At 64.3% G+C, this 23908-nt stretch carries 19 protein-coding genes and 1 rRNA gene; 11 read left to right on the top strand and 9 right to left on the bottom strand.

What is annotated here, in order from left to right:
- Nucleotides 1–35: 35 nt before the first annotated feature.
- Genes GBB14_RS10255 through GBB14_RS10280 form a run of 6 tightly spaced genes read left to right on the top strand, consistent with a single transcriptional unit; the run spans nt 36 to nt 6125 of the window.
- Nucleotides 36–2957, top strand: a complete 2922-nt coding sequence (locus GBB14_RS10255) for a DUF4040 family protein (protein WP_151529413.1) — start codon at nt 36–38, stop codon at nt 2955–2957.
- Complete coding sequence (locus tag GBB14_RS10260) at nt 2954–3388, top strand: sodium:proton antiporter (protein ID WP_151529414.1); 435 nt, start codon at nt 2954–2956, stop codon at nt 3386–3388. The genes GBB14_RS10255 and GBB14_RS10260 overlap by 4 nt, the downstream gene beginning before the upstream one ends.
- The gene (locus GBB14_RS10265; RefSeq protein ID WP_151529415.1) at nt 3388–4911 is read left to right on the top strand and encodes a monovalent cation/H+ antiporter subunit D family protein; all 1524 of its coding nucleotides are present in this window, start codon (nt 3388–3390) and stop codon (nt 4909–4911) included. The genes GBB14_RS10260 and GBB14_RS10265 overlap by 1 nt, the downstream gene beginning before the upstream one ends.
- A gap of 7 nt (nt 4912–4918) precedes the next feature.
- Complete coding sequence (locus tag GBB14_RS10270) at nt 4919–5455, top strand: monovalent cation/H+ antiporter subunit E (protein WP_151529416.1); 537 nt, start codon at nt 4919–4921, stop codon at nt 5453–5455.
- Nucleotides 5452–5721, top strand: coding sequence for a cation:proton antiporter (locus GBB14_RS10275; protein WP_151529417.1), 270 nt, complete (start codon nt 5452–5454; stop codon nt 5719–5721). The genes GBB14_RS10270 and GBB14_RS10275 overlap by 4 nt, the downstream gene beginning before the upstream one ends.
- 2 nt (nt 5722–5723) lie before the next feature.
- The gene (locus GBB14_RS10280) at nt 5724–6125 is read left to right on the top strand and encodes a Na+/H+ antiporter subunit G (RefSeq protein WP_151529418.1); all 402 of its coding nucleotides are present in this window, start codon (nt 5724–5726) and stop codon (nt 6123–6125) included.
- A gap of 113 nt (nt 6126–6238) precedes the next feature.
- Here the strand turns inward: GBB14_RS10280 and GBB14_RS10285 are convergent, their stop codons facing one another.
- A complete protein-coding gene (locus GBB14_RS10285) occupies nt 6239–7612 on the bottom strand; it encodes an HNH endonuclease signature motif containing protein (protein WP_151529419.1) in 1374 nt (457 codons plus the stop codon).
- A 94-nt stretch (nt 7613–7706) separates the two neighbouring features.
- A complete protein-coding gene (locus GBB14_RS10290; protein ID WP_151529420.1) occupies nt 7707–9089 on the bottom strand; it encodes a GntP family permease in 1383 nt (460 codons plus the stop codon).
- Between the two features lie 53 nt (nt 9090–9142).
- Here GBB14_RS10290 and GBB14_RS10295 point away from each other — a divergent pair, with 53 nt between their 5' ends.
- Nucleotides 9143–9718: a TetR/AcrR family transcriptional regulator gene (locus GBB14_RS10295; protein ID WP_151529421.1), complete on the top strand. Its 576-nt coding sequence runs from the start codon at nt 9143–9145 to the stop codon at nt 9716–9718.
- On the opposite strand, the gene mmsB is transcribed toward GBB14_RS10295, so the two are convergent.
- From mmsB to GBB14_RS10310, 3 genes are all read right to left on the bottom strand, one after another.
- Nucleotides 9719–10600, bottom strand: coding sequence for a 3-hydroxyisobutyrate dehydrogenase (mmsB, locus tag GBB14_RS10300; RefSeq protein WP_151529422.1), 882 nt, complete (start codon nt 10598–10600; stop codon nt 9719–9721).
- Nucleotides 10601–10618: 18 nt separating this feature from the next.
- Nucleotides 10619–12151, bottom strand: coding sequence for a CoA-acylating methylmalonate-semialdehyde dehydrogenase (locus GBB14_RS10305; RefSeq protein WP_151529423.1), 1533 nt, complete (start codon nt 12149–12151; stop codon nt 10619–10621).
- 152 nt (nt 12152–12303) lie between these two features.
- Nucleotides 12304–13851: a catalase gene (locus GBB14_RS10310; RefSeq protein WP_225976597.1), complete on the bottom strand. Its 1548-nt coding sequence runs from the start codon at nt 13849–13851 to the stop codon at nt 12304–12306.
- A gap of 162 nt (nt 13852–14013) precedes the next feature.
- On the opposite strand from GBB14_RS10310, the gene GBB14_RS10315 reads away from it, so the two are divergent.
- A complete protein-coding gene (locus GBB14_RS10315; protein WP_151529424.1) occupies nt 14014–14592 on the top strand; it encodes an RNA polymerase sigma factor in 579 nt (192 codons plus the stop codon).
- Here the strand turns inward: GBB14_RS10315 and tgt are convergent.
- Together tgt and GBB14_RS10325 are read right to left on the bottom strand one after the other, a co-directional pair.
- Nucleotides 14589–15824 (bottom strand): tRNA guanosine(34) transglycosylase Tgt, encoded by a 1236-nt coding sequence (gene tgt, locus GBB14_RS10320; RefSeq protein WP_151529425.1) that lies wholly within the window; start codon nt 15822–15824, stop codon nt 14589–14591. The genes GBB14_RS10315 and tgt overlap by 4 nt on opposite strands.
- A 20-nt stretch (nt 15825–15844) precedes the next feature.
- Entirely contained in the window at nt 15845–18256 is a 2412-nt protein-coding gene (locus tag GBB14_RS10325) for an MMPL family transporter (RefSeq protein ID WP_151530569.1), read from the bottom strand.
- A gap of 138 nt (nt 18257–18394) precedes the next feature.
- Here GBB14_RS10325 and GBB14_RS10330 point away from each other — a divergent pair, with 138 nt between their 5' ends.
- From GBB14_RS10330 to GBB14_RS10340, 3 genes are read left to right on the top strand one after another with little or no spacing between them, the layout of a single operon-like run.
- Nucleotides 18395–19402 (top strand): pseudouridine synthase, encoded by a 1008-nt coding sequence (locus GBB14_RS10330; protein ID WP_151529427.1) that lies wholly within the window; start codon nt 18395–18397, stop codon nt 19400–19402.
- Between the two features lie 47 nt (nt 19403–19449).
- Nucleotides 19450–20184 carry an ABC transporter ATP-binding protein gene (locus GBB14_RS10335; protein ID WP_151529443.1) on the top strand — a complete coding sequence of 245 codons (735 nt, stop codon included), beginning with the start codon at nt 19450–19452 and terminating at the stop codon, nt 20182–20184.
- Nucleotides 20185–22767: an ABC transporter permease gene (locus GBB14_RS10340; protein ID WP_151529428.1), complete on the top strand. Its 2583-nt coding sequence runs from the start codon at nt 20185–20187 to the stop codon at nt 22765–22767. It begins immediately after the preceding gene.
- Nucleotides 22768–22833: 66 nt separating this feature from the next.
- Here the strand turns inward: GBB14_RS10340 and GBB14_RS10345 are convergent, their stop codons facing one another.
- Together GBB14_RS10345 and rrf are read right to left on the bottom strand one after the other, a co-directional pair.
- On the bottom strand, nt 22834–23553 hold the full coding sequence (locus GBB14_RS10345; protein ID WP_151529429.1) for a hypothetical protein: 720 nt from the start codon (nt 23551–23553) through the stop codon (nt 22834–22836).
- A gap of 240 nt (nt 23554–23793) precedes the next feature.
- Nucleotides 23794–23908, bottom strand: a 5S ribosomal RNA gene (gene rrf, locus GBB14_RS10350); the annotation flags it as partial.

Raw genomic sequence — 23908 nt, forward strand, 5'->3', positions numbered from 1 at the left:
GCAATTTTTCCCGGACTCCTAGTGTGGAACTTTCTATGACCCTATCGACCGTATTGCTGTTAGTGGCAGCCACCGTGGTGTTGGCTCCACTAGCAGTTCGCTTGGGTGACCGGCTTGCGGGCTGGCCGCTCGCGCTGCTGTTCTTCGCAGCAGCGGGTGTGCTGGCCGCCAAGCTACCGGACATCATTGACGGCGACTCGCCCACCTTCTCCATGACGTGGATCAGCGATTTCGCCGCCACAGGCGTAGATGTAAACCTGAATTTTATTGCGGATCCTCTCAGCACCTTCTTTGCTTTGTTGGCGCTTGTGATCGGCGGCGTGGTCTTCGTATATTCCGCTGCTTATCTGCACAACGATGACTTCAACCTCAGCTTCTACTGGCTGATGTCCGCGTTCACCTTCTCCATCCTGCTGCTGGTGCTCACCGACGACATCGTGGTGCTGTTCATCGCCTGGGAGCTCGTGAGCATGGCCAGCTTCATGCTTATCGGGCGCGCCAAGGGATCCAGCGGCCAGATGGGCGCGATCCGCACCCTGATCCTCACCTTCACCGGCGGACTCACCCTCCTGACTGCGGTGGCGATCATGGTGGCCAAGACCGGCACGACCTCCATCAGGGAGATTCTCGCCTCCGACTTCTGGGCGGCGGATCCGAACCTTACTACTGTTTTGGCGGTCTTGGTCGCGGTCTCTGCCTTCACCAAATCCGCCCAGCTGCCCTTCCACTTCTGGCTGCCCGAGGCCATGGCCGCCGCCACCCCCGTGTCGGCGTTCCTACACGCCGCCGCCGTGGTGAAGGCCGGCGTTTATGTGCTCATGCGTTTCTCCGCGGTCTTTGCAGACAACCACACCTGGAATGTGCTGCTGATCTCGGTGGGCATGACTACTGCTGTGATGGCGGCATTCTTCGCCATCCAGAAGACCGACCTGAAGAGCCTCACCGCCTACTCCACCGTCTCCCACCTGGGCTGGATCGTGGCGACTATCGGCGTGGGCACCCCCTTCGCGCTGGCCGCCGCCCTCGTGCACACCCTGGCGCACGGGCTGTTCAAGTCCAGCCTGTTCATGCTCATCGGCGTGGTCGACCACCAGGCCGGCTCCCGCGATATCCGTCGCCTGGGGCCGCTGTATAAGAAGATGCCCTTTACCTTCGCCTCCGCCGCCATCGGCTTGATGTCGATGGCCGCCGTGCCGCCGCTCTTCGGCTTCGTCTCCAAGGAGGGCATGCTGGAGGCCTTCACCGAGGCGCCGCTGACCTCCACGGGCGTGAGCTCACTACTGATCGCGGCCGCGGTGGGCGCATGGTTCACCTTCTCCTACTCCGCACGCTTCTTGTTCGGGGCGTTTATCGACGGCGACCGCTCGGTGGATGACGTCCACGAAGCGCCGGTATCTCTGTGGCTGCCCGCCGCACTGCCCGGCTTGATGTCGCTGCCGATCGTGTTTGTTCTCGGCATGCTGGATAAGCCCATCGCCGCCGCCGTGGGCTCGGTCTCCGCCGAGCCGGAGCTGCACCTGGCGCTGTGGCACGGGGTGAACACTCCGTTCATGATCTCCATGGGTGTGCTGGCCGCCGGCCTGCTCACCATCATCTACCGCAAGCCGCTCTTTAAGGCGATCGGCGAATACACCTTCGCTCCCTTCACCGGCAACCAGGCACTCGCCGTGCTCATGGGCTCCGCCGCCGGCTGGGGCAAGGTCGTGGGCCGCATGGCGGATTCCTTCTCGCCCTCTCGGCACCTGGCCCCACCGCTGGTGGTGGTGTGCATCCTCGGCATCATGGTGAGCGTCTTCAGCGGTGGAGTCGATGGCGTTGCCATGCCGCCGCGCGTGGAGGGCGCCGATACGCTTATGGACTTAGTGCCACTACTGATCGTGGTGATGTCCGTCAGCGGCCTCATCCGCGCTAAGTCCCGGCTGCACGCAGTAGTGCTTGTGGGCACCGCCGGTGTGGGTGTGACCCTGCAGGTGCTGCTTTTGGGCGCGCCCGACGTGGCACTGACCCAGTTCACCGTGGAAATCCTCATCACCGTCATGATGATGCTGGTGGTGCGCCTGCAACCGCGCTACTTCCACCGGACCTCGGATCGGCGCCGCTACTGGTCGGCCGTGCTGGCGATCATCACCGGCATTGTCACCTTCCTCGCCGTCTACGGTCTGCTGGCTCGCAATGGCGGCCGCTCCGAGATCGCGCAATGGTACATCGACAACGCCCCCGAGATCTCCGGCGGCACCAACATCGTCGCGGTGATCCTGGTGGAGTTCCGTGCACTCGATACCTTGGGCGAGCTGTCCGTGCTGGGTATGGCCGGTGTGGTCATCTACTCGGTGGTGTACTCGGTACCGAAGCACAGCTTCCTGCCGGGCACCAAGCCGCCGCGCTTCGGCTTTGAGGATCTCAACGCCACCCCGCTGCGGCACGTATTCAAGGTTGTCGTCCCCGTCCTCATGGTGCTATCCGTGCTGATCTTCCTGCGCGGCCACGAGGACCCGGGCGGAGGATTCGTGGCGGCCCTCGTCGCCGGCGGCGCGATCGCCCTCGGCTACCTGGCGAAACCCGCCGACGAGCGCATCGTCAAGCCCAATACGCCCTTCCTGCTCATCGGTTTCGGCATCATCCTGGCGCTCACCCCCGGCTTTTTAGGGCTGACGGAAGGCTCCTTCCTCTACGCCATCCACGGCCACATCGGTGACATCCACCTGACCACCTCGCTCATCTTCGACATGGGCATCTATCTGGCGGTGCTCGGCATGATCACCATGGGCATCAACGCCCTCGGTGGCCGCCTGCGCCCCGGCGCCTACCCCGGCGATCTCGCCTTCGTCCGCGACGACGAGTCCCCCCTGCCCGATGTCAGCTTCGACGAAGACCCCGAGGCGGAACTGACCGACCCGGACTTCCACCACCAGATGGACGTCGAAAAGCAAGAAGGAAAGAAGGTGCACCAGCAATGATCATGGCACTGACCATCGCGGTCCTCGTCGCCGGCGGTGTGTACCTCGTGATGCAACGCGGCATGATGCGCATCGTGCTCGGCATGTCGCTCATCAGCCACGCCGCGAACATCATCATCCTCGTCGCCGGCGTCCCCGCCTACCGCGGCGAAGTCTTTGGTGACCGCACCGACATCGCCGACATGGCCGACCCGCTGCCCCAAGCCTTCGTGCTGACAGCCATCGTGATCACGATGGCCACCGTCACCTTCATGTTGGCGCTCGCAGCACTCGGCCTCGACGACGACACCCGCAACCCCACCGACCCCGAAGCGCCCGCCGCGTGGAACACCGCCGGCCGCAAAGTCCGCACCACCCAATCACCCCGCCGCGCCGAAAAGCTCAAGCAACGCTATAAGCGGCACCTGAAGGATGCGGAGGAAAACGACTAATGGACATTGTTCTTCCGCTGTTTGTTGCGATCCCACTACTGATTGCGGGCATCGCGACACTACTGCCCAACAAAACCGCCCGCGACGCCCTGCACCTTATCGTGCCTGCGGGGACCATCATCGCCGGGCTGTGGCTCTTTAGCTACACCGCCGAACACGGCCCCATCGCCCACAACGTGGGCAAATACGTGGGCGGCGTCGCCATCCCCTTTGTCGCCGATCCGTTCTCGGCGGTCATGATCGTCACTACTGCCATCGTGGCACTGGCGGCGAACTGGTTTGCCACTACTGTTGGCGAAACCCGCGCCCGGTTCTACCCGGCGCTCACGCTGATGCTGCAAACAGGCATCAACGGTGCACTACTGACCGGCGACCTGTTCAACTTCTTCGTGTTCATGGAGGTCATGCTGCTGCCCTCCTACGGTCTGCTCGCCATGACCGGCACCTGGTCGCGCATGGCATCGGGCCGGCTGTTCGTGCTGGTGAACCTGACCGCCTCGACACTACTGCTCATCGGCGTCGGCATCCTCTACGGTGTCGCCGGCTCGGTGAATATCGCCGCCCTCGCCGGGGCCGGGGCAGGAAACGGCCCCGTGACCGTGGCGCTCGGCATCGTGATGATCGCCCTCGCCATCAAGGCCGGCGTGTTCCCCGTGCACACCTGGCTCCCGCGCACCTACCCGGGATCCTCTGCGGCAGTCATGGCGCTGTTCTCCGGCCTGCACACCAAGGTGGCGGTGTACATGATCTTCCGCATCTACACCGTGATCTTCGACCTCGACGACCGCTGGAACACCCTCATCATCGTGGTGATGGTGGCCTCCATGCTCGTCGGCGGCTTCGCCGGCCTCGCCGAGCACACCATCCGGCGCGTGCTCGCCTACCAGATGGTCAACGGCATGCCCTTCATCCTGGTCATGCTCGCCTTCACCACCCTGGACCCGCAGCGCGCACTCGCCGCCGGCCTGCTCTACGCCCTGCACCACATGATCACCATCGGTGCCCTCACCCTCACCTCCGGAGCGATCGAGGAAACCTACGGCACCGGCCGGATCATTCGGCTCTCCGGGCTGATGCGGCGCGACCCGCTCGTAGCCGCCATCTTCGCCGCCGGCTCCTTCTCCATCGTCGGCTTCCCGCCGCTATCGGGCCTGTGGGGCAAGCTCTTCATCATGTCCGAGGTGGCACGCCCCGCCACTACTGCCTCGTGGATCGTGATCACCACCATCATCGTGGCCTCCATGGGCGCACTACTGAGCATGCTGCGCGTGTGGCGAAAGGTGTTCTGGGGCAAACCGATGCAGACCTCCCAGTTCCCCGCCGACTACGTGATCGCAAAACCGATCATCGCGCCGGCCGCCGTCATGATCCTGCTGTCCTTCGCCATGTTCATCTTCGCCGGCACCATGTTTGATGTGGTGCTCACCGCCAGCGAGGGACTACTGGACGTGAGCAGCTACCAGCAGGCAGTCCTAGACAACTTCGATCAGGCCGTCGGCGTCGTCGCCGGGGCGGCAGGATAGGACAACAATGCACTGGATTAGCTACACCATCTGGTTGATTGGCCAAGTGATTGCGTCGGCAAGCAAAGTCGCAATCGACACGGTTCGCATCAACAACACCCAAGACCCGATCATCGTCAACTATCCCGTGCGGGTCACCGGTGAATGGGAACGCACGCTGTTCTCCACCTCCATCACCATGACCCCGGGCACCCTATCCGTGGGATTCCGGCCCGTCGAGACCATCGACGGCGCCGAATCCGAATCCGGCTACATCCTGCTCGTGCAGGCCGTGTACGGATCCGATCCCGCCGAAGTGATCGCCGACCTGGCGCACATGGAAGAAAAACTGGCGCCCCGCGTCGCAGACACCCCCCTGCACTTCAGCGCATGGATGTATGCCGGCAACGTCGGCGACGGCTACCGCAACGATATCGACTTCCCGCTCGCGGAACTCGACGAAAACAGCGCCAAAAGCAAAGAGCAAAAGCGCGTCGACCGCGTCAAACAAGCCCGTATCGAGGCCGCCAAACGGCAACAGCAGCAGAAAGGAGACAAGAAATGAGCGTTCTTGAGATCATCTGCTACCTCGGCATCGCCACCTTCACCATCGCGCTAACCATCGCGCTATCGCTCGCCATCCGCTCCCAGGACCCGGGCACCCGCGCACTACTGGCCGACATGGTGTTCTACTGCATGCTGGGCATCTACCTCATCTGGACTCTCACGCACCCCGTATCCATCGCCTATGAGGTAGCCATCCTGGCCTCCATCATGGGTGCGCTCACTACTGTTTCGCTCGCCCGCATCCTTTCGAAAGGCAGGAGGTAGTCATGACCATCAGCGACATTATCGTCGGAGCCCTCGTGCTTCTGGCCGCATTCATTGCCATGGTTACCGTGCGTTCCATTTGGGAGGCCAAGGACGCGCTGACCCGCGTGAACCTTTTGAGCCCGCTCACGGGAGTAGCACTACCACTGCTGATTATCGCGAACCTGGTGAACGACTTCTCCACCAAGGGGTTTGACCCCAATAACCTCGTTCGCGCCATCATTTCGATCGCTTTTCTGCTGGCAGTAGTAAGCGTCTCCAGCTTCTACCTCGCCCGCGCCATCTACGGCGTCTCGGTAGATGACCGCGTGCGCCTGGCCAAGGAGCGTTCCTCCCAGCAGGAGGACGGCGCGCCTGCAGGAGACTCCGCCGCTGAGCCCGATCCGCAGGTGTCTGAACAGTAGTACTGTTTTCGCCACCAACCCCCAAGGAATCCTGATCCTTGGGGGTTGTTTTGCTCGCACCTGAAGCCCCACCGCATTCTGGGCGCGGAGGGGCTGAGGCGACAAAAGGGGGTTTAGCTCGCGGGTGGTTCACACCCGGGCGGCCATGGTTGGTTGCGGATGCGTCTGCCGGCGGAGCGGGAGGCGGCGTAGCCGTTGTTGATGTTCACCGATGGATTCGGGGTGCCGCGGGCGGTGCCGACGATTCCGGTGTGGGGGTCGCGGCGGGCGTGGTGTCTTCGCGGGTCGCGTTGGGTGTCGTCGTTGTCGGTGTGGTGGGTGCGGCACCTCGCGGTGAGGTTTTCGATGTCAGTAGTGCCGCCGTGTTCCCACGCAGTGATGTGGTGGATGTCGGATCGCGAGAGCGGTGTGGAGCAGCCGGGGTGGGAGCACACCCCTTCGGAGGCGAAGAGGGCGAGCCGTTGGGCGAAGGTGGCGGTGCGACGCATGCGGCCGACGCGCAGCGCCATCCCAGTGGAGGGGTCGTGGATGACGTAGAAGCCGTATTTGTTGGCTCCGAGTTCTTCGATCTGGTCGAGGGTGAGGTTGATCCCGGTGTTGGTGGGCAGGGTGTAGCCGGCGGCGATGAGGTCGTCGCGGTCGAAGTCTTTGGCGGAGAAGCTGAACACCATGGCGCTGCTCCGGCTGGTGTCGCCGCGGTTCATGACGGCGCAGGCGGCGTCGGCGCTGCGCTGGTCGAAGGTGCGGGTGTCGCCGTGGGGCCGTGGTTTCCGGAGTTCGGCGTCGAGTTGGGCTTTGAAGTCGGCGATGGCGGCGGCGGGGAGTTTGGCGTTGATGGAGCAGGTGCCGTCTTCGTCGGTGCGGGTAATGCGGAAGAAGCGCTTGCGGCGGCCGCGATCGGGGTTGGCGCCGAGTCGGGCGTTGAGGGTGCGGACGCGTTCGATGGCGGCGGCGCGCACGTCGGCGTAGCTATGGGTGGTGGCGTAGGTGACGAGCTGATTGCGCAGGGTTTCGCGGATCAGGGCGTTGTCGGTTTTGAGTTTGGCGAGTTTCGTTTCGATGACCGTGCGGGTTTCTGCGGAGATGAGGGCCTGGCGCAGGAGTTGTTCGCTGGCGGTGCGTAGCTCGGCGGCCTCGGCGCGGCGGGCGCGGACCTCGTCGTATTCCTCGGTGGTGTCATCCACCATGGGCCCGTAGAGCCGGTGCGCTTGGGTGGAGACAGTAGTGGCACGGCTGCGGGACCAGCCGAGGTCTTCTTCGAGCACCCGCACGGATTTCCCCGTTCCGGCGACCACGCTGGATAGTCCGTTGGCGAGCCGGTGCGCGAGGAGCACGTCGATGTGTGCTTTGAGACCCATGAGCGCATCCATGGCGACCATCTCCTCCCACTGCTCGGCGATCTCGGCGTCGCTGGCAGTAGTGAGCACCGATTCGGCGGCCTCGAGGGCGGCGGCGAGATCGGCGCGGGCGCGCTGCAGGGTGGTCATGGCTCACATCGTGGCCCACCCGCCCCGCGTTGTCATCACGCTGCACGCTTATCGACGCCATCCTGTGCATAACCCCTTTTTCTATCCACAGCCCCTAGCCGAGCAGCATCACCCAGCCGAGGATGCCGGTGAGTACCACGATGGGGATGGCCACGGATACTACTGCTATGTCTTTGTAGGATTGCCGGTGCGTCATTCCGCATACGAGCAACATCGTGAGCACCGCGCCGTTGTGCGGCAGGGAGTCGAAGGACACCGAGGCCATGGCCATGAGCCGGTGCAGCAGCTCGGGGTCGATGTTTTGTTGTGCCGCCAGCGCCGCTAGGTCGGGGCCGAAGGCTTCGAGGGTAATGGATAGCCCGCCGGAGGAGGAGCCGGTGACTCCGGAGATCGCGGCCACCGAGGTGACGCCGACCAGGATGGCGTTGTGGGCGAGATCGAAGATGGCGTCGCGAAGCACCGCGAATACGGCGAGGGAAGCCACCACCGCGCCGTAGCCCACCTCGGAGGCAGTCGTAAGCGCGGGAAGGATCGCGTTTTTGGCGCCTTCGGATAGGTCTGCGACGAGCTCGGATACGTGCCGGAAGCGCATTGCCATGATCAGCAGAATGCCCGTGGCCAGTGCCACCACGACGCTCCACAGCCCTCGGACGGCGTCGATCGTGGTGGAGCCGTATTTCTCTGAGTCCAGGTAGGAGAAGTCCATGGCATCGCTGAGGACGTAGATGAAGAGGAAGTTCATCACGATCACTACTGCAATGGGCAGCAGTCCGCGCACTCCGCGCAGCGCCACGTGCTCGGTGCTCGATTCAGTAGTGTCCTCAGGCTCGTCTTCACCGAAGGGCTCCCCGGCGCGGATGAGCGCCCGAGCGCGCCGGTTGAGCCACGCCATGCCGAGCGCGAACATGGCGATGGAGCCGATGAGCCCCACGACGGGTGCCGCATAGCCGGTGGTGCCGAAGTAGCGGGTGGGGATCACGTTGTGCACCTGCGGACTGCCGGGCAGGGCGGCGATGGCGAAGGTGATGGTGCCGAGTGCCAGCGCTGCTGGCATGAGCCTTTTCGGGATCCCAGCCTGCCGAAATAGGGGCGTGGCAATGGGCACGATGGTGAAGGCCACCACCCAGGCGCTCACACCGCCGTAGGTGAGCAGAGCGGTGGCGAGCACGGTGGAGAGGATGGCGCGCTGCGGACCGAACAGCGCCGAGATGCCGCGGGCGAGGTCGGCGGCGAGTCCAGAGCTGGTCATGAGCCGACCGAAGATCGCGCCGCTGAGGAAGAGCGGGAAGAAGCTGATAATGAACCCGCCGAGCGCGGGCATGAAAATTTGGGTGTAGGTGGCCAGTAGTGGGGCTCCGGACAGTAGTGTCGCGAGCAGTGCCGCGATGGGGGCGACGATGATCACGGAGTGCCCGCGGTACGCGAGCACGAGAAGTACACCCAGGGAGAGGAAGATACCACTGAGTCCGAGTACCATGTTTTCTGCCTTTCTGAGCACCGGCGCTGGCCGGTGTACTTATAATGCGGGGCATGAGCACTGATTCGGCGAATGCCCGCACCCGCATTCTGGTGGTGGCCCGCGAGATGTTTGCGGAGAGCTCTTTCGCGGCGGTGTCGTTGAAGGAGATCGCCCGGGTGGCGGAGGTGTCGCCGGCGCTGATCGTGAAGCATTTTCACAGCAAGGAGAACCTGTTCGCGGCTACTCTCGATTTTTCGGAGTCGGCGCGGGCGCTGTTTACGGGTCCTTTTGCGCGGCTGGGTGCCACTGCGATTGAGGAGACGCTGACGGCACCGTGGGCTGCGCCTTATTCGATTGTGCGGGCGTTGACGATCGCGGATGGTTCCTTGGCGTCGTTGCAGGCGATCGGCGAGCGTATTCAGCGCGATATTTTGCAGGTGCTCACCGACCGCATCGCGGCGGAGGCTCCGCATCCTTATCCCGCGCCACGGCTGCGCGCCCAGGCGGCGATGTCCCTGCTGACGGGCTTATCGTTGATGCGCCGCTGCGGGGATGTGGAGTTTGCCTCCTTTCCCCACGAGCAGCTGGTGGGCTTCTATGCCACCCAGCTGCAGTCGCTTATCGACGGCCACCCGCAGCCACGCTGACTACTGCGCCGCACGCACCTGGTTGATCACCACGGAGAAGTCCCGCTCCCCTTCCCCGGCGTCCTGCAGCTGGGTGAATAGCTCGAGGGCGTGCCGGCCCAGCTGGGTGTCGGTGCTGGTCTGGGTGGCGGAGTCGATGGCCAGCGCGAGGTCTTTGCAGATGAGGTTGGTGGAGAAGCCGGCGGCGAAGTCCCTATTGGCGGGGGCGCTATCTACCACATCGGGTACGGGGCAATTGGTAGTGAGCGCCCAGCAGCTGCCGGTGGAATGAGACACCACGTCGAAGAAGGCGCAGGGGCTGAGTCCGAGCCGCTCGCCGAGCACCATGCCCTCAGCGATGGCGATCTGCTGGATGCCGAGGATCATGTTGTTGCATAGCTTGGCGGCCGCACCGGCACCGGGCCCGCCGCAGTGGGTGAGGGATGCCCCCATGACCTCGAGCACGGGGCGGGCCTGCTCCACGGCCTCGGCCTCGCCGCCGACCATGAAGGCCAGCTTCCCGGCGCGGGCGCCCACCACACCTCCGGAGACGGGGGCGTCGATGTAGCGGTGCCCGGCCGCGGCGGCGGTGGCGGCGTTGCTGGTGGCTTCGTCGACGCCGATGGTGGAGGAATCAATGAAGAGCGCGTTGCCGGGGTGCTCGGCGATGATCTCGCGGAGGGTGGCGTGGACAAGCGCACCGTTGGGGAGCATGGTGATGATGATGCTGGCGTCGCGGGCGGCGGCAGCGGCGGATTCGTGGATCTCGATTCCGGCTGAGCGGGCGGCGGTGATGGCCGGTTCCATCACGTCGAAGCCGGTGACGGTGTAGCCGGCGGCGTGGAGGTTGCTGGCCATGGGCCCGCCCATGTTGCCGAGGCCGATGAAAGCGATGGTGGTCATTGCTCTCTCCTTGTCTCTTTAGTCCACGACCGGCATCACGAAGTGGGAGCCGGAGTGGGGGGTGATGACGGCATCGTCACGCGTCCAGCGGGAGGTGACGGTTTTGGTCTTGGTGTAGAAGCGGAAGGCGTCGGGGCCGTGCTGGTTGAGGTCGCCGAAGCCGGAGGCCTTCCAGCCGCCGAAGGTGTGATAGGCGATGGGCACGGGGATGGGGACGTTGATGCCCACCATGCCCACCTGGATGCGCTGGGCGATATCGCGGGCAGCGCCGCCGTTGCGGGTGAAGATGGACACGCCGTTGCCATAGGCGTGTTCGGTGGGCAGGCGCAGGGCCTCGTCGATGCTGTCGGCGTGGACGATGGTGAGCACGGGGCCGAAGATCTCGTCGGTGTAGATCGACATCTCGGGGGTGACGTGGTCGAAGAGGGTGGGCGCCAGGTAGTAGCCGCCGCTGAGGTCCTCGCCCTGGAAGCTGCTATCGGTGGCGCCGCGCTCGCGGCCATCGACGACAAGCTCGGCACCGGCTTTTTCGCCGGCGTCAATATAGGAGCGCACCCGCTCCACCGCAGAGGTGGCCACCAACGGGCCATAGTCGGCGTCCGGGTCGAGGCAGTGGCCCACCTTGAGGCCTTCGATGCGTTCCACCAGTTTCTCGCGCAGCGCGGTGGCGGTCTCCTCACCCACGGGCACGGCCACGGAGATCGCCATGCAGCGCTCACCGGCCGAGCCATAAGCGGCGCCCACTAGGGCGTCGGCCACCTCGTCGAGGTTGGCGTCGGGCAGGATGAGCATGTGGTTCTTGGCACCGCCGAAGCACTGGGCGCGCTTGCCGGTCTCTGCGCAGCGGGTGTAGATGTACTGGGCAATCGGGGTGGAGCCGACAAAGCCGACCGCCTGGATCACCTCGGAGTCGAGCAGGGCGTCCACCGCTTCCTTATCGCCGTGCACCACGTTGAATACCCCGTCCGGCCCGCCGGCGGCGGTGAACAGCTCGGCCAGCTTCAGGGGCACGGAGGGGTCGCGCTCGGAGGGCTTGAGGATGAAGGCATTGCCGGCCGCAAGTGCCGGGCCGGCCTTCCACAGCGGGATCATGGCGGGAAAGTTGAAGGGGGTGATCCCAGCGACCACGCCAAGCGGCTGGCGCATGGAGTAGGTATCCACCCCAGTGCCCACCGAGTCGGAGAACTCGCCTTTGAGGAAGTGCGGGGCACCGAGGGATACTTCCACCACCTCGAGGCCGCGTTGGACATCGCCTTGGGCGTCGGCGAAGGTTTTGCCATGCTCCAGCGACAGCGCGGTGGCCAGCTCATCCATGTGCTCGTTGATCAGCCGAATCCACTCCATGAGCACCCGCATGCGCTTTTGCGGGTTCAGCGCGGCCCATTCGGGCTGGGCGGTGCGGGCGTTGGCGATGGCTTCCTGCACATCGGCGGTGCTGGCCAGCCGCACCTGGGCTTGGACGGTGCCGGTGGAGGGGTTCATCACGTCCTGGGTGGCAGTGGAGCTGCCCGCCCATTCGCGGCCACCGACGTAGTGGTTGATGGTCTTCATGGGAGTCTCCTTACTACTGTGCGAAAGTGTTATACACCACACCGTAGTGAGTTTCCCGTCACATTCCTAGGGTTTATGCGATGGTGAACACCATTTACCCCAGACGCGAAAAACCCGCCCCCGGTACACAGGGGCGGGGATCACACGCAGTCTTAGCTCTGGGTGAAGAGCTCCTTGACGCGCTGGGAGAGATGGGGATCCACCTTGGCCCAGTACTCATAGACCTGCTGCTCGACCTGCTCGCTCACCCCGGCCATGGCGCGGGCAATATTGCCGGCCATGCGCTCGCGGGCGGCGTCGTCAAGCACCTCGCGGTAGAGAAGACCGGGCTGGGCAAAGTCATCATCCTCGGGGTGCTGCACGTAGGCGCCGCGGGTGAAGTCGGTGCCGTGGGTCTCATCCCACAATCCGAGATCCCCGGCCACGCCCACGGTCACGCCGGAACCGGAGGTCTCCTTATCATCGTCCGTACCGGCGCCCTTGGCGTAGGCGTTCGGGGAGTAGACGGGATCGGAAGGATCATTGAACTCATAGGCCATCGCGCCATCCTTGGCGTAGGTATTGACCTCGTTCAACGGGCGGTTCACCGGCAGGTGGTGGGCATTGGCACCCACCCGGTAGCGGGCCGCATCGGCATAGGCGAAGCTGCGGGCGATGAGCATCTTGTCCGGGCTGAAGCCGATGCCACGCACCAGATTGCTGGGCTCGAAGGAGGCCTGCTCGATCTGGGCGAAGAAGTTCTTCGGGTTGCGGTTGAGCTCGAAGTAGCCGACATCAATGAGCGGATAATCCTTCTGGGACCACACCTTGGTGAGGTCGAAGGGGTTCCAGCGATAATCCTCGGCCTCGTCGAGGGGCATAATCTGCACCTTCACGTCCCAGCGCGGGTAGTCGCCACGCTCGATGGCGTTGAAGAGATCCTCGCGGGAGGTATCGGCATTGGCGCCCACGGCGGCCTCCGCCTCCTCATCGGTCCAGAACTCCCAGCCCTGCTGGGTCTTGAAGTGGTACTTCACCCAGAAGCGCTCGCCGTCCTCATTCACCCACTGGTAGGTGTGGGAGCCGAAGCCGTCCATATGGCGGAAGTTCGTGGGGATACCACGATCGCCCATGAGATACGCCACCTGGTGGGCGGACTCCGGGGTGCGGGTCCAGAAGTCCCACTGCATATTGGCATCGCGCAAGCCAGTATCGGGCAGGCGCTTCTGGGAGTGAATGAAGTCTGGGAACTTTATCCCGTCGCGGATGAAGAACACCGGGGTGTTATTGCCCACGAGGTCATAGTTGCCCTCTTGGGTATAGAACTTCAGGGCGAAGCCGCGCACATCGCGCCAGCCGTCCGGGGAGCCCTGCTCGCCGGCCACGGTGGAAAAACGCGCCAGCATCGGGGTGACGCGCCCCGGCTGGAAAAGATCGGCGCAGGTATAGCGAGACACATCCTCGGTGATGTGCAGCTCGCCGAAGGCGCCGGAGCCCTTAGCGTGCACGACACGCTCGGGCACGCGCTCGCGGTTGAAGTGGGCAAGCTTCTCCAGCAGGTGCACGTCGCGCAGGTCGACGCTGCCTTGCCGGCCCTGTGTGACGGAGTGGTTTTCACTGCTCACAGGGGCGCCATTCAGGCGGGTGGTCTGCTCGCCGCCGGGGGTGCGGGCACCGCCAATGACGATGGCATCTAGGTCAGAATTGTGCTGTTCAGCCATGGGTCCTCCTCAAAGGAATTTTTATAGACATCGTCTAATTGATGCCTGATGCTTGATAACTATACCCATAGTATCAGGATTTCTAATTAATCGCCGGACAACTCATAGGCATTACCGAAGCCAAGCCTTAGTTCGCGATCCGTTTTGCTAGGATCATCAGGTATGAGAGCACCCGCCGGCGCAGGGAACCCCGAGCGCGATGACGAGCACGTCACCGAACTCGCACTCGCCGCCGGGCGCGGCAACAAGGCCGCCCTCACGGAGTTCATTCAGGCCACCCAAGCAGATGTCTGGCGCCTGCTCGCCCATCTCGCCGGCCGCGATCACGCCGATGACCTCACCCAGGAAACCTATCTTCGCGTGATGAAGGCGCTGCCGAAGTTCGCCGCCAAGTCCAGCGCCCGCACCTGGCTACTCTCCCTCGCCCGCCGCGTCTGGGTCGATAGCGTGCGCCACGATATGGCGCGCCCCCGCAAATCCATCACCGAAATCGATGACGTCCCCCGCTCCACTACCCCAGCCGCCTTGCCCGAATGGATCGATGCGCGGATGGTGATTGAAAAACTCCCCCCGGACCGCCGCGAGGCCCTCATCCTCACCCAGGTACTGGGCTATAAATACGAAGAGGCAGCCAAGATCGCCGGCTGCCGCGTCGGCACCATCCGCTCCCGGGTGGCGCGTGCCCGACAGGACATCATCGCCGCCACCGCCACCCAGGATTCCCCCGCGCGCAGCTCCTAGCGCTTGGACGCGTAGTAGCGCCCCATGAATTCATCACGGAACTCGTAGTAGTAGCCGCCCTGCAGCGACGCCCGGATACGATCCACCAGCCCCACCATGAAGTAGAGGTTGTGCATGGTGCAGAGGGTGCCGGCCAAAAACTCTTTGGCCTTGAGCAGATGGTGGATATAGGCACGGGAGTAGTTCTCGCTCACATAGCCGCCGAGCTCCTCGTCGATGCCGCTGAAGTCGCGCTTGAAGCGGGCGGCAGCCAGATTCATCCGGCCATCGAGGGTATAGACCCCGCCGCGCCGCCCCAGCCGCGTCGGCGCCACGCAGTCGAAGGTATCGGCCCCAGACTCCACGGCGGTGAAGATATCGTCCGGCTCGGAAATGCCCAAGAGGTGGCGGGGGCGATCCTCCGGCAGCTCATCGCACACCCAGCCGACGATGGTGCCCAGATTCTCCTTCTCCAGCGCCCCACCGATGCCATAGCCGCCGAAGCCGCGCTGGCCCTGTTCTTCCTGCTCATTCGATAGCTGCACCAGCCCCCGAGCGGCCTGGCGCCGCAGGTCCTCATATTGGGCGCCCTGCACCACGCCCCAGAGCGACTGCTCCGGCCGGTGCTGGCGCTCCTCGGAGAGCCGTTCGTGCTCGAGCAGGCAGCGCTGCGCCCAGCGGTGGGTACGCGCCACCGACTGCTCCTGATACTCGCGGGTATCCACCAGGGTGGTGAGCTCATCGAAGGCGAACATGATGTCCGCGCCCAGCTGATGCTGGATCTGCATGGACACCTCGGGGGTGAAGCGGTGCTTCGAGCCGTCGATGATGGAACGGAAATCCACGCCGTCCTCATCCACCAGTGCCATGCGATCCTTCTTCCGGGCGCGAATATCCCCCGCATCGAGCCCAGAGGTGTCCATGGCCAGCACCTTTTTAAATCCCACGCCGAGGCTCATCACCTGGAATCCGCCGGAGTCGGTATAGGTGGGCCCGTGCCAGTTCTCGAAGGCGGCCACCCCGCCGGCCTCGTCCACAATATCGGGGCCGGGCTGCAGGTAGAGGTGATAGGCGTTGGAGAGAATCGCCTGCGCCCCGCTGAGCCGAATCTGCTCCGGGGTGAGGGTTTTCACGGTGGCTTTCGTGGCCACCGGAATGAACGCGGGGGTGGCAATATCGCCGTGCGGGGTGTGAATCACGCCGGCGCGACCGTGCTGGCCCTCGAGGCGATTGGTGACATCAAAGTAGTTCATGGCTTTAGCTCTTTTCCTGCTTATCGACGCCCACTCGCCGTCGATTCCATCTCTTTTTCTAGGCTAGTTCCTTCCACATCCAGCGAGGGCAGGATGCGATCGAGCCAGCGCGGCATCCACCAGGTGGCCCGGCCCAAAAGGAACATGGTGGCGGGCACGAGGGCCATGCGGATGAGGAAAGCGTCGACAAGCACGGCGACGCCGAGGGCGAAACCGAAGATCTTCACGAAGGGCAGCGGCTGGGTGATATTGGCGAAAAAGACCGCCATCATAATCAGCGCGGCGGCGGTGACCACGCGCGAGCCCAGCAGGAAGCCCTGGGCGGTGGACGCATCCACCAGGCTGAAGGGGGTGGTGTTCTCCTCGGGGTGTTTCTGCAATTCGATATAGCGTTCCCGCATGCGGGTGACGAGGAAGACCTGATAGTCCATCGCGAGGCCGAAGGTGACGCCGATGAGGAAGATCGGCATGAAGGAAATGATCGGCCCGGGTGTGTCCACGATGCCCCACAGCCCCTGCTGCCAGAAGAGGATGGTGGTGCCGAATGCGGCGCCGACGCTGAGCAGGAAGCCGAGACCAGCGACCAGCGGCACCATGAGCGAGCGGAAGACCATGAGCAACAAGACGATGGCCAGGCCCACCACCACGGAGAGATAGATGGGCATGGCGTGGTCGAGCTTGGTGGTCACATCCTGCTGCACGGCGGTCAGGCCGGTAATGCCGATCTCGATGTTGAGGCTGCGGCGCAGGTCATCGGCCTGGGCGCGCAGTGCGTGCAACAGCTCGGTGGTAAGCGGATCATTGGGTCCCAGCCGCGGGGTCACCAGAATCTGGGCGGAGGTGCCGGCCTTATTCACCCGCACCACCTGGGCGTGGGCCACATCGGCGTTGGCGTTAAATTTCTCCGCCGCCATCTGATAGGTCAGCGGCGCCAGCTGCTCCACCCCGGCATTCTCTGGAATCCCAGCGACGGCCCGATAGGAGCTCAGCGCCGCGGCTTGGGTGTTCATGTCGCTGACATCCATGACCACGAGGAACGGAGCGTTTTTGCCCTCTCCGAATCCTTCGGCCAACAGCTCGGCCGACTTGCGTTGGGTGGTGTCGCGCTCCGCCACTGAGTCCGAGGGCAGCGCCAGGTCGAGGTGCGTAACGGGGATACTCAAGGCGCTCAGGCCGATGGTCACGGCCGCCAGCACCAGAGCGGGATAGCGCTGCACCTTCGTGATATAGCGATAGGCCAGCCCCGAGGTGCGCTGATAGGAGGGACTCGCCTCGCGCTTGGTGGAGCGCAGGCCGGGGATCTTCAACCCAAATACGCGCCCCTTGAGCACGCCCAGGAGGGCGGGGATGAAGGTAAGGGCGATCAGCACCGCCACAAACACCGTCGCCGCGGCGGCAATACCCATCCAGGAAAGGAAGGGAATCTTCGCGATCGTGAGCGCCGCCAGGGCGATAATCACGGTCAGACCGGCAAAAACCACCGCCGAACCAGCCGTGCCCAGAGCGATGCCCGCAGACTCCTCCAAGGATTGCTCCTCGCCCTTCTCGTCCAACTCGGCGCGATAGCGAGAAAGAATAAAGAGGGCATAGTCGATGCCCACGGCCAGCCCGAGCATGAGCGCCAGCACGGGCGTGATGTTATTCAGATCCACCACGGCAGTACCGAGCACGATGCCGAGCGCGCCAATGCCCACGCCGATCACCGCGGTAATCAGCGGCATGCCGGCGGCCACCACGGAGCCGAAGGTAAACAGCAGCACGATCAGCGCCACCCCGAGACCGATCATCTCCGACTTGGACTGCACCTCAATGGGCTCGGCGAAGCCCGGGCCGCCCGCTTCCACGGTGATTCCCGCCTCGCGGCCGAGCTCAATGGCCTTATTCACCGCATCGCGCTGCTCCTGGTTCACGTCCCCCGGCGCGGGGGCATCGAAGGCGAAGCGGGTGGTGCCGATGGTGCCATCATCGCTGAGCACGCGGAGGAAATAGGCATTGGTTTCCGCGAGTTCGCGGGGCAGGCCCTTCTCCACGGATTGTTCCACCACGCCCTCGATGAGCTTGGGGTTGACATCCACAGGGTTGCCGAAGGTGCGCTCCTCAGCGGCTTCGGGCAGATCCGCGCGCAGGGAGTCAATCACCTTCTGGACGGCCTCGTGATTCTTCGGATCCGCCAGCTTCTCGCCCGGCGGGGCCTGGAACACTAGGTCCACGTCGGTGGCGAAGCCAGGGGAGACACCGCCTTCGAAGTTGTGCTCCATCATCTGCCCCGCCTCACTGGAAGGCATATCGGGGATGGAGAAGGCATCATCGAAGCCATCTTGGAAGGCCACGGCACTCACGCCGACGGCCGCTAGAATGCCCACCCACAGCAGAACCACGATCCACTTCAACCGAAAACACAGTTTGCCGAGGTGATACAAAAACTTCGCCACAGTATCTTCTTTCCGCTTCTTCTTCAGCGTGGAGTTCGCTCGGCCAGCGCACAACGCGGCGGCACTGTCTCACTCATGCTAGTAAACAACATGGACACGTACGTAACAGCACGATTTTTAGATACGCTGAACACTACGATGACTTCCCCCTCTGGGCGGCGCCGCCGCGAACCCCCTCTGCCCGTCAAGGATGGCCTCTCCCCGTCCCGCGTCCGCCTGCCGGACACCCCGCGCGGGGCGGTGAGCGCCCTCGAGTTCCTCACCGATGTGGTGCTCAACCAGCGCCACCGCCACCCCGAGGACGATGAGGCGGCCATACTCGCCCGCTTCAGCCGCGGCGAAGTGGTCTCCCCCACCGGCCGCGCCTACGCCCCGCAGGACATGGTGAGCGTGGGTGCCGATCTGTGGTTCTATCGCATCCCCGCCCCAGAGCCGCCCATCCCCTTCGACTGCCCTATCCTGCACCACGATGAGAACCTGCTGGTGGTGCATAAACCGGCGTTTCTTTCCACCATGCCGCGCGGGCGCCACATCACCGAAACCGCCACGGTGCGGCTGCGTCGTCGCACCGGCAACATGGATGTGGTGCCGGCCCACCGCCTCGACCGGCTCACCTCGGGAATCCTCATGTTTACCACCCGCCCCGAGGTGCGCGGCGCCTACCAGCGACTCTTCGCCGAACGGGCTGTGGACAAGCGCTATACGGCCATCGCGCCGCTGCGCCAGGAGATCACCCCTGGCACGGTGTGGCGCTCCCATATCCACAAAACCCCCGGTGAGATCCAGGCCGTCGAGCTGCCCGGCGCGGCGATCAACGCGATTACCGAGGTGCGGGCCGTGACCCCGCTCAGCGCCGCCGAGCAGCAGCGCCTCGAACAAGACTATGGCCCCCAGCCGCCCCTGGCCTGCTATGAGCTGCACCCCCACACCGGTCGCACCCACCAGCTACGCCTCCACATGACCGCGGCCGGTGCGTCGATCCTCGGCGATCCCTTCTATCCCACGGTCGCAGCCGACGAGGCCGAGAACTACGCCACACCCCTGCAGCTGTGCTCCACCCATCTGGCGTTCACCGATCCCTTCACCGGCCAGCGGCGTAGATTTAGCACCAGTGCGGCGGGACATTCAGCGAGTGAGCGTCGATAAGCGCCGTGAATGACGATCCATTGACCCCGGTAGAAAGCGAGGACCCCATGCCCACCATCCCCGCGGCCCGCGCCGTGAACCTATACAAATCCTATGGTAAGGGCAGCGCCCAAGTGGTAGCGCTGAACCATGTCACCGTGGAATTCGAGCGCGGCCGCTTCACCGCGATCATGGGCCCCTCCGGCTCCGGAAAATCCACACTCATGCACTGCATGGCTGGGCTCGACGCCCCGAGCAGCGGCGAGACCTATATCGGGGAGACCGAGCTCTCGCAGCTTAACGACGCCGCCCTCACGAATCTGCGACGCGACCGCCTGGGGTTTGTGTTCCAGTCCTTCAACCTGGTGCCCACGCTCTCCGCGGCGGAGAACATCACCCTACCGGTGGGCATCGCCGGGCAGCGCGTCGATGAAGCATGGTTCACCGAGGTCACCGAGCGGCTCGGGCTAAAGGATCGGCTGCGCCACCAACCCTCCGAGCTCTCCGGCGGGCAGCAACAGCGCGTGGCCGTCGCCCGCGCCCTGGTGTCGCGGCCGGATATCATCTTTGGCGATGAACCCACCGGCAACCTCGATTCCAACTCCTCCACCGAGGTGCTGCGGATTCTGCGGGCGGCGGTGGACGAGCTCAACCAGACCGTGGTGATCGTCACCCACGACTCGGCGGCGGCCGCCTATGCGGACCGGGTGATCTTCCTCGCCGATGGCAGCATCCGCGATGACATCACCGAGCCCACCACCGAGAAGATCATGTCCATCATGGCCGGAATCGAGGGCCGGTAGATGGCGACACCGACCATAACGCCGCCGCGCATGCGCACGATCTCGCTGCGTTCGGTGGCCGCGCATAAGCTCCGGCTGCTGCTGACGGTGCTCGCCGTGGTACTCGGCACCGCCTTCGTGGCCGGCTCCTCCATGTTCACCTCAACCCTGTCCTCCTCCCTGAACTCGGCGCTGACCACCGCATTCGACGATATTGACGTGGTGGTCGCCGGCACCGAGCGCTCTCCCCAAGGAATCCCCTTCGCGGAGGTGGACGAGCTGCGCGCCCGCCCAGATGTGCGCGCCGTGTCCATCCAAGGCCGCGACTCCAGCGTGATCCTCACCGACCCCAACGGCGCCCGCATCCAGAGCGGAGCGGTCCCCACCCAGGCGATTGCTCTCGTGCCACCGGAGACTCTCCACGGCGAGGACATCCCCAGCCAGGGCACTATCGTCGAGGGCGCACGACCCAGCGCGGAGGGGCAGATCGCTATCAACAGCAATGCCGCCGAGCGCGGCGGCATCTCCATCGGCGATCACGTAACCGTACTGGTCCCCGATACCCGCCTCGACGCAGAAGTCACCGGCATCTACGAGGCCCCCTCCGACCAGGCGGGCTGGCTCTCCATTGCGCTGCGGGAGCAGGACTATCGCGCCCACTTCACCGATGGAGAGCATGCCCAGCTCGCCGCGCTGACACTGAAGGACCCGGATGCCGCCGAGAGCGTGCAATCCGAGCTTGCCGACGCCCTGCCGAACTTCATGGTCAGCACCGGACAGCACCTCGTAGACCAAGCCAATGAACGTATCGAGTCCGCCCTCTCCTTCGTCACCTACTTCCTGTGGGCATTCGCCGGCATCGCGCTGCTGGTGAGCACCTTCATTATCTCCAATACCTTCGCCATGCTGGTGGCCCAGCGCAACCGTGAATACGCGCTGCTGCGGGCCTTGGGCGCCTCCGCCACGCAGATCACCCGCTCCGTGGTAGCGGAATCCGTGGTGGTCGGACTCGTGGGCTCGCTGCTTGGCGTTCTCGCCGGAGTGGGGCTCGTGCGGCTGATCACCTGGCTGCTCAATCGCTCCGACGCGGGCCTGCCCGATGCTGGCGTATCGCTCACCCCCACCACGATCATCGCTCCGGTGATCGTGGGTCTGGTGGTCACTGTGCTCTCGGCGTGGGCGCCGGCGCGGAAAGCCGGGTCCATTCACCCCGTCCAAGCGATGCGGCCGCAGCCACCCACTCGCGCCTCGTTGAAGTGGCGCACCCTGGCCGGCGCCGCGGCGCTACTGAGTGGCGCTGTGCTGTGCGTCGTCTCGGTTCTCATCGATACCGAGGCCCTGCGCATACCACTGTCCTTGGTGGGTGCCGGAACCCTGGCGCTGGTGCTGGGACTGTGGCTGGCTGGGCCGGCACTTTCCATTCCCCTGGTGGGTGGATTGGGTCGGATCCTCGGCGCCCCCTTCCGCACGGTGGGCCGGTTGGCGGCCACCAACTCTCAACGCAACCCCCACCGCACTGCTGCCACCGCCTTCTCCCTCACCCTGGGGCTGATCATGGTCTCATCTATCGGCATGCTGGCTGCCTCTATGCAGCGCTCCACCGAGGACATCGTGGACGATTCCATCACCGCCGACTTTGTGCTCACCGGCGAACGCGGCGCCGGAATAAGCATGCCGCAGGACACCGCGGAGCGCGTCGCCGCCCTGCCCGAGGTGGACTCCATATCGGTGGTCTCCGCTGGACCCTTCATGGTCAATGACGTGTCCATGGGCAATGACTTCGGGCCGCCCACCACCCCGGTGGCCGATAATTCCATGCTCGATAGCGTGGCGTTCACCGCGGTGGAGGGCGAGATCAACCTCGATGCTCCAGGCCTCATCATGAGCAAGACCACTGCGGACTACGTCCAGGTGGGGCTGGGTGATATGGCGCGGGTGAGTATCCGCGGCCAAGACAGCTACGTGGAGGTGCCGGTGACGGCCCTGGTGGATTCCTCCACCTTGTACGGCGGTGTTCTCTCCCGAGCCAGCGCCGCGGAGCTCATCGATCAGACGGGCCTGGTGCCCCAAGAGATCTATGTGCACGCCGCGGCGGGCTTTAGCCCCGCCCAGGTGCGGGCGGCGCTGGACAAGGAGGTCGATCGGGATCTGGTGACCTCGGTCAAGGATCCCGATGAGGTGAAGGGGCAAGCCGCCAGCGAGGTGCGCGGCATGCTCTCCATTCTCTACGGGCTGCTGGCGCTGGCGGTGATCGTGGCCATTCTGGGCATCGTGAATACCCTCGCGCTCTCGGTGATCGAGCGCCGTCAAGAGATCGGCATGCTGCGGGCAGTCGGTATGCAGCGCCGGCAGGTGCGCATCATGTTCTATCTCGAATCCGCGGTGATCGCCCTCTACGGCGCCGTCGTCGGCGCCGTTGTCGGCATCGCGGTGGGCTGCGCCTTCCTCGAGAATCTTAAAGACACCGGGCTTACGGCGATCGTCATCCCCTGGGGCACCGTCGGGATCATGCTCGCCGGCTCCATGCTGGTCGGCGTGCTAGCGGCCCTCTGGCCGGCGGCGACGGCCGCGCGGACGCGCCCGCTCGAGGCGATCACGGACTAGTACCGACACAGCACAGGGGGCCGGATGCGATCGCATCCGCCCCCCTGTGGTCTCTGTCTGAGACAACTAGGAGACGGTGGTCGAACCCACGGTGGGCAGCACCGTGCAGCTATCCTCGCCATAGGACGTGGTGCCGGCGATGGCGGCAATCACGGGACCGGAGCCGGTGTTCACCAGCGCCGAGGTCTGAGCGTGTACATTCGCTCCGAGGACGCTCTCATCCAAGGCGTTGACGCCGGCCTTCATGGTCTTTAAGTTAAGCCACGCCACCTTCATGTCCGTGCCCTTCACCGACGGTGCTAGACGCGTATCCGCGGTGAACACATGGAAGTAGGCGTGCCCGGCGGGAATATAGGGATCCAGGAGATTGCCCTTGCCCAGCAGCGGGCCGAAGCCATAGTTCGGGCCCGGCTGCACGGTCGCCAAAGCGCCGGTAACCGGCAAATCGTCGATACCGCAGCCGAGGACCGGGGCGGGATAGTAGAATTTGCTCTTTTCGGTGGAGTCCCCGCGCTGCACGGCCTTGGTGTCCGTGAAGGCCTGGGGCAGTTCGGAGGACAGCGCCGCGAGGTCAGTATCCTCGGCCTCCTCCATGACCGCCGCGATAGCCTGCTGTACATCCTCCGACTGGCTATTAGCCCAGTCGAGCAGCGTATCGACGTTCACTCCACCCGGCTGCGCCATATCGATGGAGGGAACCTGGACCTCAGCCTGGGCGGGCTGCACCCAGGCGAAACCGATTCCGAGGGCCGCGAGGACTGCGGCGAGGGTTCTGCTGTGTGCCATAAATCAACCTTTGTATGAGGAACCAGCGCCGAGCCATAACAGCCCGCCAGCCGGCGAAAAACGTATTCTTACACCCACGAATGTTACTACAGTTATCTTGTGTACCCTGATGATGTTGCAGTGACATAATATAGTCGTTGGTGCGGGCAATGTCTGGTCATGCCGATAGGGCGGGGGTGAAGTGTCACCTGGTGTGGTGTGTCTTCTCCCCCGCCCTTGTGCGGTGTTTGTGAAGTTTTAGGTCGGCGGTGACTTACTCTCCCACACCCTCCCGGGTGCAGTACCATCAGCGCTGTCGGGCTTAGCTTCCGGGTTCGGAATGGGACCGGGCGTGTCCCCGATGCTATAACCACCG

It is taken from the genome of Corynebacterium sp. 51B (assembly GCF_008930785.1).
GTDB lineage: Bacteria > Actinomycetota > Actinomycetes > Mycobacteriales > Mycobacteriaceae > Corynebacterium > Corynebacterium megadyptis.

Bases quoted from the DNA above. Each gene is read 5' to 3' on its own strand.
- GBB14_RS10290 (WP_151529420.1), bottom strand. From the start codon at position 9,089: ATGGTACTCGGACTCAGTGGTATCTTCCTCTCCCTGGGTGTACTTCTC.
- GBB14_RS10310 (WP_225976597.1), bottom strand. From the start codon at position 13,851: ATGGCTGAACAGCACAATTCTGACCTAGATGCCATCGTCATTGGCGGT.
- GBB14_RS10295 (WP_151529421.1), top strand. From the start codon at position 9,143: ATGAGCACTGATTCGGCGAATGCCCGCACCCGCATTCTGGTGGTGGCC.
- GBB14_RS10270 (WP_151529416.1), top strand. From the start codon at position 4,919: ATGCACTGGATTAGCTACACCATCTGGTTGATTGGCCAAGTGATTGCG.
- GBB14_RS10275 (WP_151529417.1), top strand. From the start codon at position 5,452: ATGAGCGTTCTTGAGATCATCTGCTACCTCGGCATCGCCACCTTCACC.
- GBB14_RS10345 (WP_151529429.1), bottom strand. From the start codon at position 23,553: ATGGCACACAGCAGAACCCTCGCCGCAGTCCTCGCGGCCCTCGGAATC.
- GBB14_RS10330 (WP_151529427.1), top strand. From the start codon at position 18,395: ATGACTTCCCCCTCTGGGCGGCGCCGCCGCGAACCCCCTCTGCCCGTC.
- GBB14_RS10340 (WP_151529428.1), top strand. From the start codon at position 20,185: ATGGCGACACCGACCATAACGCCGCCGCGCATGCGCACGATCTCGCTG.
- GBB14_RS10265 (WP_151529415.1), top strand. From the start codon at position 3,388: ATGGACATTGTTCTTCCGCTGTTTGTTGCGATCCCACTACTGATTGCG.
- GBB14_RS10335 (WP_151529443.1), top strand. From the start codon at position 19,450: ATGCCCACCATCCCCGCGGCCCGCGCCGTGAACCTATACAAATCCTAT.
- tgt (WP_151529425.1), bottom strand. From the start codon at position 15,824: ATGAACTACTTTGATGTCACCAATCGCCTCGAGGGCCAGCACGGTCGC.
- GBB14_RS10260 (WP_151529414.1), top strand. From the start codon at position 2,954: ATGATCATGGCACTGACCATCGCGGTCCTCGTCGCCGGCGGTGTGTAC.
- GBB14_RS10315 (WP_151529424.1), top strand. From the start codon at position 14,014: ATGAGAGCACCCGCCGGCGCAGGGAACCCCGAGCGCGATGACGAGCAC.
- GBB14_RS10255 (WP_151529413.1), top strand. From the start codon at position 36: ATGACCCTATCGACCGTATTGCTGTTAGTGGCAGCCACCGTGGTGTTG.
- GBB14_RS10280 (WP_151529418.1), top strand. From the start codon at position 5,724: ATGACCATCAGCGACATTATCGTCGGAGCCCTCGTGCTTCTGGCCGCA.
- GBB14_RS10305 (WP_151529423.1), bottom strand. From the start codon at position 12,151: ATGAAGACCATCAACCACTACGTCGGTGGCCGCGAATGGGCGGGCAGC.
- mmsB (WP_151529422.1), bottom strand. From the start codon at position 10,600: ATGACCACCATCGCTTTCATCGGCCTCGGCAACATGGGCGGGCCCATG.
- GBB14_RS10285 (WP_151529419.1), bottom strand. From the start codon at position 7,612: ATGACCACCCTGCAGCGCGCCCGCGCCGATCTCGCCGCCGCCCTCGAG.